This window comes from uncultured Alloprevotella sp., from assembly GCF_963536905.1.
Taxonomy (GTDB): domain Bacteria; phylum Bacteroidota; class Bacteroidia; order Bacteroidales; family Bacteroidaceae; genus Alloprevotella.
Map to the genome: position 1 here is coordinate 1 of NZ_CAUTBW010000061.1, position 12,714 is coordinate 12,714.

At 38.8% G+C, this 12,714-nt stretch carries 11 protein-coding genes; all 11 read right to left on the reverse strand.

The genetic code is table 11. The annotated features are described in order from the left end of the window. Positions 1 to 938 (reverse strand): TDT family transporter (locus ABLA33_RS09110; protein ID WP_347720061.1); only part of this gene is annotated, 938 nt, incomplete at its 3' end. 589 nt (positions 939 to 1,527) lie between these two features. Next, the gene (locus tag ABLA33_RS09115; protein WP_347720062.1) at positions 1,528 to 2,706 is read right to left on the reverse strand and encodes a hypothetical protein; all 1,179 of its coding nucleotides are present in this window, start codon (positions 2,704 to 2,706) and stop codon (positions 1,528 to 1,530) included. Positions 2,707 to 2,918: 212 nt separating this feature from the next. Further along, positions 2,919 to 3,479: an RDD family protein gene (locus tag ABLA33_RS09120; protein WP_347720063.1), complete on the reverse strand. Its 561-nt coding sequence runs from the start codon at positions 3,477 to 3,479 to the stop codon at positions 2,919 to 2,921. Between the two features lie 78 nt (positions 3,480 to 3,557). Next, on the reverse strand, positions 3,558 to 4,763 hold the full coding sequence (locus tag ABLA33_RS09125; protein ID WP_347720064.1) for an aminotransferase class I/II-fold pyridoxal phosphate-dependent enzyme: 1,206 nt from the start codon (positions 4,761 to 4,763) through the stop codon (positions 3,558 to 3,560). Continuing rightward, positions 4,764 to 5,846, reverse strand: a complete 1,083-nt coding sequence (locus ABLA33_RS09130; protein ID WP_347720065.1) for a Xaa-Pro peptidase family protein — start codon at positions 5,844 to 5,846, stop codon at positions 4,764 to 4,766. Between the two features lie 84 nt (positions 5,847 to 5,930). Further along, positions 5,931 to 7,259, reverse strand: coding sequence for a PTS transporter subunit EIIC (locus ABLA33_RS09135; RefSeq protein ID WP_347720066.1), 1,329 nt, complete (start codon positions 7,257 to 7,259; stop codon positions 5,931 to 5,933). Between the two features lie 5 nt (positions 7,260 to 7,264). Continuing rightward, on the reverse strand, positions 7,265 to 7,606 hold the full coding sequence (locus tag ABLA33_RS09140; protein WP_311397063.1) for a PTS sugar transporter subunit IIB: 342 nt from the start codon (positions 7,604 to 7,606) through the stop codon (positions 7,265 to 7,267). Positions 7,607 to 7,651: 45 nt separating this feature from the next. Beyond that, positions 7,652 to 7,975 carry a PTS lactose/cellobiose transporter subunit IIA gene (locus tag ABLA33_RS09145; protein WP_311397064.1) on the reverse strand — a complete coding sequence of 108 codons (324 nt, stop codon included), beginning with the start codon at positions 7,973 to 7,975 and terminating at the stop codon, positions 7,652 to 7,654. Positions 7,976 to 8,008: 33 nt separating this feature from the next. Beyond that, entirely contained in the window at positions 8,009 to 9,037 is a 1,029-nt protein-coding gene (locus tag ABLA33_RS09150; RefSeq protein ID WP_347720067.1) for a M20/M25/M40 family metallo-hydrolase, read from the reverse strand. Next, positions 9,027 to 10,922: an HTH domain-containing protein gene (locus ABLA33_RS09155; protein ID WP_347720068.1), complete on the reverse strand. Its 1,896-nt coding sequence runs from the start codon at positions 10,920 to 10,922 to the stop codon at positions 9,027 to 9,029. Before ABLA33_RS09155 ends, ABLA33_RS09150 begins: the two co-directional genes overlap by 11 nt. A 191-nt stretch (positions 10,923 to 11,113) precedes the next feature. After that, a partial coding sequence (locus tag ABLA33_RS09160) for a DNA methyltransferase (protein ID WP_347720069.1) occupies positions 11,114 to 12,714 on the reverse strand: 1,601 nt, incomplete at its 5' end.

Here is a 12,714-nt window from a genome sequence, read left to right on the forward strand (position 1 = left end):
CTCATAGATCTCGCTTTAGGCAAAGTCTGATCACGCACAAATGCAAGTAAGCGTACAAGTACAACAATGCAAAGCCCTGCTGCAAGAACCGTTTCAACAGTAGCTATTCCGTCAAGCCACTGAAGTGGCTGGCCAAGATCAGCTAGACACGCTGATGTTTGCTTGCACGCAATAGCACTGATTACAAAGGGGAAAGTAAACGCGGCATGGCTGGGAAAGAACGGTTTTGTAAGACATCTGATGCACCACACAAAAGAAACTACATAAATAATTGAAGCGATTGCAAGCATAACCAAAAGAAACGGTACAGACTTTGGCGAAATAGATTGAATATATCCCGCAATACAAAGACTTGTTGGAGCTGCATAAATGCAAGCGAGCGACTCAGCAAAATCAGGTACTGGTCCATATTTTATGTACTTTATGCTTACTACTATAAAAAGCACCACGAGGCAGATAAATCCAAACCAAAATGCAACCGTGCCAACACTTGTTTCAAAGGTAAACGCCGGTGCCGTAACACTAGCAACAACAATGCCTACATACACAATGAACCAGCTGGCGTGCACATTCTCCCAATTAAATTTTGCAATATATCGAGAAGTAAATAGAGCTATGCACAGGATGTGTAACGCAATTCCTACAAACCAAAATAATTGTGCTGCATCACCAATATCGGCCTTCATATACACCGAAATCAGCATAACTGCCATCGGATATGTTGCGGCAACTGAAAGCCCAATTGGATCCGAGAGCTCTCGCAACACAGTTTTAGTCGACACCATAAATTTGAGGGTATAGAGAGCTAAAAGAACAATAGAAATTATGCCGCAGGCAAGATAGATGCCTTCAAAAGAGTTCTTGAAAAGATTTCCAAGTGCTGCAAAACCTAATGCAACACCACAAATAGCAACAGGAACTTTTTGGACATAGTTCATATGAATTCTTCTATCTGTTTAGGAATCTTTTTTCTAACTTGAACACTTATACGATAGTGTATCTAAATGACCTCTTAAAGCTAAAATCTAATGAACCTCAACAACGACTTTCTGCCTTAATGAGCATCGACGTTATTTCTAACAACAAACGTCCACAAAGATGAAAACGCAACGTGTACTAATAAAGTATGCCAGAACCGGTAGGTAGCCCGGTCGTCTCGTAAATATGAGATAAGTAACCTTCTCTATTTAAGGTGTCCGTTCTTTGTGTAACCATATTCAAGGCGGAATTCCATGAATCGATTCAGCATTACGCTGACTATTTTATTCGATTCTCTAAATAATATTCACACAGGTATCTCAGATAATAAGGTCATAGAGCTTTTAATTCCCATACACTACAACCCCAAAGCAGAGCGCATAAACTGCGCTCTGCTTTCGAGAAAACGACATTATCTGACACATGAAAATCTGTGATTCATAACACAAACCAAACCTATCTCGCCTGAAAAATTGCTAAGAAAGATTTAGAGCCTATCTATAAACTCAAAAAACTTTCAAGAGCCTTTCGAAACAGAGGGTAGTTTGATTACATCTTCCCTTGCGGCAACAAATAAATGGCTTCTCCATCTGTCAAAATTTCAGCCTTTTTATTGAAAAGTATGTTTACATTAACAAGACCTTCTACAAAGGGTTTAACATTTACAGCTTTTGCACTAGGCATATTTTCCATAAGAACATGGATTTGATTCTTTTTAATTCTATCGAGGTTTTTGCTCATACCAATTAATGCTTCATCGATAGGAGTTGCATCTCCGACAGGCGTTTTTTCAATGGCTTTTCCAAGATAACTACCAGCACCAGAGAAAATTCCAAGTAATTGCTGCTCTAGAGTTCCTCTTCCTTTGCCTTCTAGCAGATTATAAGCAGTTGTGTATACCTTGCGATATTCAATGGATCTGTCATCTATCTTCTTTGCTACCGCATTTAGATATTCTTTATTGTAGTTTTCAAGCAGCAATGCCTCAAGAAAAGAGCTAAATGAAAATAGATATACAGCAATCTGGTAATCTTTCAAGAGTGAAAGAATCTTAAGTGCACGCTTTTCAGTAGCCGCATCAAGATCTATTAATTCTTTATCCTCAAATATCGAAACAATTTGTTCTTTAAAGAAAAGAATATCCTGTTCAGCATCTTTTCGTATATCCTGAACTAGAATGTGTTTATTAGTTTTGTATGTATCGTTATCTATATTGAAATGATAGTTCTCAAGGATGTCTACAAGAATCTCCAGGTTACCTCTTCTCTTTGCCTCATCTTTCTGACGTAAATATTCGAACATTTCTTGCTGAGTTTGCTGGATTAAATCAAACTTCCTATTTATTTCGAATAGCACAACAGCAACAGCAAATAATTCCGGATTCTTGGAAGCCGCTATCTCTATTCCATCAACCGGAATAAGTTCTGCCGGCTTTGATCCACCGTTATTCATTTTTGCAAAGGCACCAACTATTTTTCCATTTTTTAGTGTCTTAAGTGCCTTTGCACCTTGAGGGAGAACTACTTTATAGATGCCCTCAGCAACCATATTTGCCGAACGACTGCTCTTCAATATAGAGTCTATTAACATACCAAAGGAAGCAATTTTTCCAAATGGAATCTTTATTGCGCTATCCAAAATACTACAATCATTTATCTCGACCTCCTCTAGTACAATTCCAGCTTGCTGGAGTAGCTTATCCGAAGGCCTTTGAATCTCCCCACTCATAAAACTCTCCTAAAGACTACAACCTAACCCAACAATCATAAGTCGATTATAAAATTTTCAATATCTAAACCCATAAAAGTTAAATACAAGAGCTACTTAATAACCAACGTTTATCTGAAATTATATCTAATAGATGTCGCAATGCGAAAAGCTCTTAGTCTTCTACTTGAGTTATAAACTCTCTCATGCTATTTCAATTAACGAAAATTCGCCTAGTCAAAATCTTCAATTCCCACAACTCTTGTCCCAGCTAAATAATCATGAATTGCAAGGTGGTTTTTTGTAATTACAACCATTACCGCTGAAAACATAGTTAATAGGTACATTACTATGAAAACATAGCTTTCAATATAAAATCCAGACACCAGCGTAAGTGCCTGAATAATATATCTCGTCGTAATAGTCGAAACACCTTCAATCAGAAGGAGGCCAGGTATTGCCCTAATAACTAGCTGCTTTAGTTCTACTTTATTTCCTAAACTAGTCTCACATTGCAATTTAAATAACTTTTTACCTGGTGTTTGGCCTGGCCAAATTTTCCAAGGGATTACTATGTAATAAACGATAAAAATCATCAAGGACAGTATGCAGCAAATGTAAGCAAACATATTTGAATATCCAAGTGCACTAAAAACATACAGATCGCTGAACATATCAGAGCTATGAGTTACTAAGGCAAAAATTAGAACCTCTGGAAAACCAATAAGTAGACCTGAAAGCACCCAGTCGACAGCATATGCATAAAATCTACGCATGGGAAATTTCCACATCATAGTTAACTTACGTTTTGACTTTAAGCTCAAAGATCTTGTTGTATTTTTATGAGTCACTTTATTCCCCATCAAAATCCCCTATAAACTTAGACTATCAATACCTTTTGCAAAACGGCGTAATCCATCGTTTAACTTTTCCCTAGGACATCCAACACACATACGTAAATATCCTGCTCCTGAATTACCGTATGTCTCTCCAGGCATAATTCCAACATTTCCAATATTAACTAATGCGTCCTGTAACTGTTTTGAAGATACTTCCAAAGAGCTCACATCAATCCAAGCTAAATAAGTTGCTTCTGGAATTTCAAATTTTATATTCGGATAGCGATCTGAAAGGAAGCTCTTTATTACCTGCATATTGCCAAGTATGTATGAACACAGATCATCAACATAAACTTCGCATTTGTTATACGCAGCCATCGTTGCATATAGTCCCAAAGTACTGCATGAATTAAGAAAATCAACATGCCTAGTTTTATTTAAGAATGCTTCACGAACTTTACTAGACGGAACGACCACATATGACCCAATAAGACCAGGTGTATTGAAAGTTTTTGTGGGGGATGTTGCGACGACCACTCTTTCATATTCTTTTAACTTAGAGATTACGCTGATATTTCTTCTGCCACACAAACTAATATCAGCATGAATTTCATCTGAAATAATCCAGAGATTATGGCTTCGACAAATATCGATAATCCTATTTAGCTCTTCCTTTGTCCACATACGTCCGGTGGGATTATGTGGAGAGCATAATAACATTGCCTTGCAAGAAGCTGCTAACTTATCAAGTTGCTCAAAATCAATCTCAAAAGTTTTATGTAAACAATCCACTGAAGCGTGCTCTAAATTAGGTAAAAGAATGCTTCTTACAAGTGTTCGGTCATTCCCTTCTACTACTCCAGGAAAAGAATCATACATAGGGTCGAAACATAAAACTCCATCGCCTGGATCTGTTAATAATCGAATTAACAGAGAAACTGAATACATCACAGAAGGACTGTATAAAATCCAATCCTCATCTACACTGGCGTTGTATCTTCTCTCAAACCATGATGCAATTGAGCCCTTAAAATCATGATGATTCCATCGGGTATAGCCAAACTGTCCTCGAGCTGCAACTTCAGTAACTACATTTAAAACTTCTTCAGGAGGCAAAAAATCAGTATCAGAAATTGAAAAAGGCAAAATACCGGATTTGCCAAATCTATCCTGAATAAAATCCCACTGAGTGCAATATGTTCCATAGCGATTTTGAATTTTATCGAAATCGTATCCCATTTAAACTCCTAAGATTATTGGATCAGTTGTTGTTTTATTAAGAGATACGCCAACTCCATTAATTACAGCAACGTCATTTTCAATTCGAACTCCACCAACACCAGGAATATATATACCTGGCTCACATGACATAACCATGCCCTCTTTAAGAATAAAATGTTTTCCAGGCCTCAATAAAGGCAGTTCGGTTGAATTATCTATTCCAATTCCATGACCAAGACCATGTCCAAAATACTCTCCGTACCCAGCCCTCAAAATGACAGAACGCGCACATCTATCAACTTCTTCAGAATCAACTCCAGCTTTAATAGACGAAATACCCGCGTTCTGGGCGCTTTGAACAATGTTATAAATCTCTAGTATCTTTGTATTAGGCTTCCCTAAAAAACAAATCCTGGTCATATCTGACTGGTAATTGTCAATCTGAATTCCAAAATCAATCATCACATGCTCACCGCGTTTTAAAGCGCGCGATGTAGGCCTACAATGAGGATATGCAGTACGCTCGCCAATGCCACAAATAGTGTCGAAAGACATTTTTTGTGCGCCTCTACAAATAGATTTATATTGAACTAAGGCACTAATTTCATACTCTGTCATTCCTTCTTCAATTTGAGAAGATACTTCCTTAAAGATCTCATCTGTTATATTTACTGCTTTTCTGATTTTTTTAATCTCTTCCGATGTTTTAATCGCACGCAGTAGCGTAAGTTCCTTATCGAGAAGAACAACACTTTTAAATTGCTCTGATAATTTCAAATACGTACTTGCTAAAGTTGATTCAGATTCAACTCCCAGGCATTTCCAGTTGTACTTTTCCGATAACTCGTAAAGCTTCACATAAATAGCCTCTTCAGACTGGCTTGCTAACAATTCAATCGTTAAATCATGTTCCTTCTCTTTTGCTTCTGCAAAATATCTTTGATCAACTAAAAGGCCTTGATATTTACGACTTACGATGATTGAGCAGCCACTACCATTTAGTGTACCGAGCCAGTTCTTTATTGTCTTGCTTTTAAGAAGAAGGACATCAACGGGCATATCATTCAAAAGATCTTGAAGTAAATTGACATTCCCATTCATATATACTCCTCTTCTTAAACTGTTCTTAACTGAAAAAGATGAGACTAACTCTTCAATAGAGTTAGTCTCATCGAAGCACGCTAACTAAATTCCAAGATCCATTTCTTCAAGAAGCGCCTCATCCTCTTCAGACAAAATGCTGCTTGAATTCTCTTGTTCTTTCTCAATAAATCTCTGCTCATAAGCTTTGAAGAACGGATACCAAAGAGTAATAGACAGTATCATCTGAACTGCGTTGACCACAATCGATCTCCAGTCAAAGTTCGTCAAAAAACCTTCAAGGAAAACTCCGACATAAGGTGGTGTAAAGAACGATTTACCCATTAAGCCAAGCCATTGAGCCCAGCCACCAAGCGATCCAATAATTCCTCCACCAATAACATAAGGAATAAAGTAGAACGGATTGAGAACAATTGGAGCGCCAAACAAAATTGGCTCGTTGATTCCAAACAAAGCTGGAATAAATGCTACTCGTCCGATTTTCTTAAGCGCATCAGACTTAGAGAGCATGCACCAAAGTACAAGACCAAAGGTAACTCCAGTACCGGTGAAATTACCAAATGCAGACTCAGGTCCAGGACAGAAGAAGTGCGTAAGTGGAAGTCCTGCTTGATAATTTGCAATATTTTCTGCCAGGAATTGAGTAGAAATTGGACTTGTAATTGGGCTGAGAACAGACGGATGGATACCAAAGAAGAACAGCAAACAATGAAGCATCTTTAAGAAAGTGTATGCCAATGGATTGTCCATCGAACCAACTAAAGGTGCAAATAGATTTGTAAAAATCAGAGGAGGCATTACTCCAAAAACGTTTGTGCACACCAAACGTATTGCTAAAAATACACCAATAATGATGATAGAAATTGGAATCATTTCAAAGGAACGAGAAACAAAGTCTGGTACAGACTCTGGCATTTTAATGGTGAAGTTACGCTTTTTGCACCAGCGGAACAATTCGACTGCAACAATGGCTCCAAACATAGATGCAAATAAGCCCTTAGCTCCTAAGTACTTTGTTACCAAAGTACCGTCTTTTGAAAAATCGACAGCAAGCATCAAAAATGCAATTAACGCCATACTCATGCAGCCAGGTGCATCAAGTTCATGCGACTTCGATAGGTGATACCCAATAAGAACCGAAGCATAAAGCGCCATCATTCCCATTCCAACAGTGTTTGCAAGCTCAATTGCAGAGGCATTTGCAACGATCCATTGAGAAAGCGGATTTTCCTCACCAATCATGTTTGGAATTGCACCAGGAATCAAACAGAAGCTACCAATGATTAGTAAAGGCGTTAAGCCAACCATAGCTTTTTTAATTGCGCTTAAATGAATTTCCTTATCCATCCAATTTGCTACAGGAGTTAAATAACGATCAATTACCGCTGTAAACCCATGAGTATTCTCATTCATAATAATTACCCCCTCTCAGAGGCAAGTTCGATTTTCTTTTGTTCAACTAACACTTTTTTGAGTACTGATACGCCGTCCATTTGACCATACGTAGCTGTATCAACAACAATTACTGGAATGTTTTTGTCACCCAATGCATTCTTTACACTCTCGAATTTGTGAGCAATTTGAGGTCCAAGAACAACTGCATCGGCATCACTAACCTCCGAGTCTAAAATATCAACTGGAATCGCGATAAACTGGAAGTCAGATTCATTAAGCTTTGGACTTGCTTTTACTCCAGCTTTCATGGCATCCATAAGCATCGTGGTTGATAAACCACCGGCACAGCAGAGCACAATCTTCATTTCTTCCTCCCTTTCTTTTTTGGCATTCTTAACGAATGCACATTGTTATTTGCGGTTCTGAATCTCAAAAACATCAACAAGTTCTTCAATCAGATCTCTAGCGAGTTGAGCAGCCATATAGTGATCTTGTGCATGAGCCATTAAAAGCGTCATTGCAGGACGATCAGCTTCTGGAGTATTGAGCTCGGCTGATATAAGTTCTGTTTGAGCCTTGTGGGCAGCCAAGTCAATCTGTTTTGCTTGCTCAAGCAAGCTATGAGCTCCTTGGTAATCCCCCTCCTTTACTTTTCTCAATGCTTCAATTGCCTTTGATCTACTCTCCCCTGCTGAAGAAATCATCGTGAGGATTTTGATTTCGCTTTCGTTCATACTTAAGCACTTCCCTCTTTCCTCAAATTCCCATTAATTTGTAAGATCTCTTAATACTTTCTCTGTAAAATTGCTGCAAATTAGCTGAATGACGTGAGCAGCAGTTTTTAAATCTTTTAACTGCACAAAAGAGCAACTTCCATGACAATACCTAAGGGGAATACCAAGTACCATTGCCAATCTTCCTGCGTTAACTAAATGACCTGTTCCAGCATCAGTACCACCACCAGAAAAAATATCTTTCTGGTAAGGAATATTTGCATCTTCTAAAAGTTTTTGTATGTAAGACAAAAGACGGCGTTTCGGAGCTAATGTTTTATCGTAATAAACCAACATTGGACCAGCGCCTAAGATTCGATGGTTTTTAAATCCGCTACCAAGTCCAGAATAATTTGCTGTATCAATTGCAACTAATAAATCTGGTTGAACGAGCTCTGTTACAGTTTTTCCTCCTCGTGCCCCAACCTCTTCACTACTTGTAAAAGCAAAGTAAATGTCACAAGGGTAAGAATCAAAAAGTTCCTTAACTGCCTGTATGAGAACAAAACAACCGGCTCGGTCATCCATGGCTTTTCCAGAAACTATTCCGTTTTCATGAACCAATGCGTCTGTCGCAAAGTAAACAAAATCGCCTTCACTCACGCCTAATACTCGAACATCGTTCTCACTAGAGCATCCAATATCCACGTAACTTTCCAAGACCTGATTAGATTTATCCCTAATTGAATTAAGTACGCCACGAACTTTTCCTTGAGAGGTATGAATGCGAACAAGCTGCATATCCTTGCTCGTATTTACAACATTTCCGATTGGCATTACATATAACAAGCCATCATCAGAAATAGATCTGACAATAAAGCCAACTTCATCCATATGAGCCATAAACATAATTTTTGGAGATCCGCTTGGACCGGGCTTATGAAAAATAAGGCTACCAAGTCCATCTCTAAAAGTTTCACTTAAATACTTAGTGCACTCGGCTTGTATCAATTCACGGACTTCGTCCTCATTACCGGCCAACGCATCAGAGTTACTTAGCTTTACAAGAAGATCAACATCCATCTTTACTGACCTCCATCTTTTTTATCTGATTTACAAATTCTTCAGCACTTTTACAAGACTCAAGCAGTGAAATTTCTTCTTGGTTATTCATTAGTGAAAATAAAGAAGTACTAATAGCTTTATAAGCCTCAATGGATTGTTTGGTTAGACATATAAGAAAAATAACTCTAACCTCTTTTTCCTTTTTATTCCTGTTAATACGAACCGCTATTGCATCCCGTATTCCATGAGGCTCTACAGGATGGGGTGCGCAAATACCATTCAAGAAAATCGTATTAGAAAATTTCTCCCGCACTTTGACAGAATTGACGAACGCTTCATCTGCATATCCAAGGCGTACACAATCAATACACGCTTCATAGACTATATCTTGATACGTATTTTGATCAGAAACAGCAAAAAGCTCGGGTTCTATCAGAGAAGATAAAGTGTATTTTGTTCCACAATCTTGGTTTACATCATAATTACTATGTCGAACAGCATTACTAATAGCAGAAAGATCAGAGGAACTTAAAATCTCATTTATATAGATTGTTGGAGCACAAGGCTTTTCTAGCAATGGGACCATGGATATTATTAAATCTGGATTCAATTCTACAAGCACTCTTTGGTCCAAATAAGACACTGTATCAATTTGGGCATTTGGGAATATACCGCTAAGCTGCATTTTCACAAGTGTGGCAGATCCTCCGCCAGTTGCACAAACAACAACGATATGAGCAATGCTAAAAAGACGATTCTGACGTGTTCTTTCCTCATGAGCAATAAAATGCATTGCAATCAAAAATACTTCGTCTTGTGTTGGTTCTACACCAAAATTACTATAAATTTTTTCACACAACTGAACAGCAAAATCCATGCTGAGCGAATTTCCTAATTCACTTTTTTCAGCAAATGAAATAGTAACTGTTTTCCCAGCAAGTAATCTTTTCACAAGAAGTGCTATATGTGCTTCTAACATTTCTACGAACGTCTTATCCTCTAAAAAAGACGTTTGATACTCCTCATCAATACCTGTGAGAAATGAAATAATAACCGGGCTTACTTCTGAGATAGCTGTAGTAGGAGCATCTTCTAGACTCGGAAGCTGTCCTAACGCTTTCGCAATGCATAAAACATCTACCTTGGTAAGCTTTAGACCAAGTTTCTTATAGATCTCCTCAGAAATTAATTCTGCTAAATCAAGGAATTTAATTGGAGTAAGACTTAACTCTCGCTCCTCGTTTGTATCTCTCACAATATTAGCTGCGCAAATAGTTACAAAGGCACAAAGAGCGCAAAAATCTTCATATCTAAGATTTCTTCCAATCTTAGAAAGGCATGAGAGAAGAATGGTCGATATTTTTTCTTCTTTATCAATAGATTCTCTAATTGCGGAAACTATTAAAGGCGATCCTGCCAAAAGAGATCTAGCTAAAAAGAAACGAATGTCATCCGGTTTTCCGACTGCACGTGTGCCATGATGGCGAGTACGTTGAATGTCGATTCCAAAATTTGAGCCTATTCGGGATGCTTCTTGAAGAGCCATATTCACTACCGGAACACTCAAATCAAAATTGACTGCAAGATCTTCTGCACTTACAAATCCCCCCGAAAGGACCAAAGCTTGAAGAATAGTTTTTGATCGTTCAGATGGCTCTATAAACTCTGAATGAGATAAAAAATCTAAAAAGGAAGTAAATAAATCTGAATCTTTTACTAATAGGCGTATTCCTTTGCCTCGTTCAGACACAATCTGAAAACCATGATTATGTTGGGTAGAACGTAAATCTGATAAGTCTGATTGAACAGTGCGCTCTGAGACATTAAATTCATGAGCGAGCTGTGAGACAGAAATAGCCTCTGATGTCCTACTAAGCTGATTTAATAACCTGCTAGTACGCACCTTTCCGCCTCCCCCAACATTAATTGTCTTAAGCGTAAAGATTTTTATAAGGCTAGTAAAACATCAAAGTTGCACTTTATTGTGCAGAAAAGTTCATTATTCGGTTAAAAGAACAACTCTAGCGGTAAACGCTAGAGTTGTTCCAAAATATCATTTATCTAATTAAACACTAAGTTTTGGCGGAAATCTAATTACTTCTCTTTCACCTTCTCAGCATATAATTTAAAAAGATGCGCAACTATCTTTTCTTCATCACCATTAAAGTCAACTCCATATGCAGCTTCAACTGCAGCGTCGAGCGCCTTGTGAGCGGCCAGTAGGTCCGCTGGCATCAGTTGCGGGTCATAAAGGATTGCGAGCGAATCACCGGGATGGTTCTCGCGGACATCCAGCACGTCTTGCGCACAGGCTTCGATAGTCTCACGCTGCTCGGACGTGGGGTCGGGCCAGATGAAGTTGTTGTAGACCATATCTTTTGAATAACGGTAATCGCTCTTCATGCGACCAGCGGTTTCCGAAACCCATAGGTTGTGCATGCGACTCATCAATACCGCAAAAGTGTAGATGGTAGCATTGTCAACAAAGAAGCACGCATTCGTATAAACGCACTTGGCTGGCATGAAGCACATCGGGATATAACGACGTCTGCTGGATGAGACAACAGGTATGACTACGCTTTTTCCAGTAGGAACTTGCGATTGGAAAAACTTGGTCGGGGTGTCCTTCAATACATTCGTCGTTGGCTTATCGCTGTTCGCCCGATAGTCACGTACGCGATGAACCCTCTCGAGAACAAAAGGCATTTGCTCAATCTTTTCGATTGAGCACTTCTCCAGATACAAGCAGTATTTTGGTTCAGCTCCATTCAACAAATCACGAGCGTTCCAATATTGATAAACATAAGGCTCCGCATTAGGCTCGTTCGCCAAAAACATATCCCTTTCTTCCTGCGACGGTAAAACAAAACCTCCTCCGTCAATGAGCTGAGCGCCTTTCTTTATCTCCTGAACATCACACAAAGGCTCACGAGCTTTCTCGACAACAACACTTGTATTTGACTGCAAATATTGATTTATGGATGCACATTCATCCAAAGAGCCGTCCTCTCGCACCAATCGCTTTACCGCTTGCTCAGTATAAGAGAACCCAACAATGACCACATGAACATGCGCCTTGTCTTGTGCCTCACTTGTCCAATTGAAGGTCTGCTGACCGAAATTGATATGCATCTTTGCCTTATCAAGCAAATACCCCCAAATCAAAGAGGCTTGCAGACCCTGGCAAATCGAATTAGTAGAAACGAAAGCAGCTTCAATTGACTGATTATCCCTCATGTAATTCGACGATTTGAAATACCAGCAGCTTACATAATCAAGCTGCTTATTCTTCTTAAACGGGATGACAGCATCCATGTCAGACTTGTTCGATGCAGTTAAAAACTTCATTCCTACAAATGGCGGATTACCCATAATGTAGTTGCATTCAGCTGCTGGTAATACACTATTCCAGTCAATGCGTAGAGCATTGCCTTCAACAATATGAGCCTTTTCACTTAAGGGGAAATCATCTCCACCAGCATCATAGAACATTGATGTTTCACCATTTGCTTTAAGGCGGCTAATCCAAAGGGCGGTCTCAGCAACAGTTACAGCAAAATCATTAATCTCAATGCCATAAAACTGACTCAAAGAAACACGCTTTCCTGTCTCTTCTTCATCTCCAAGGCTAAGGCCAGTTTGTCCTTTTCTAAGCTCATTAAGAACCGTATCTTCCAACTTACGAAGGCATGTAT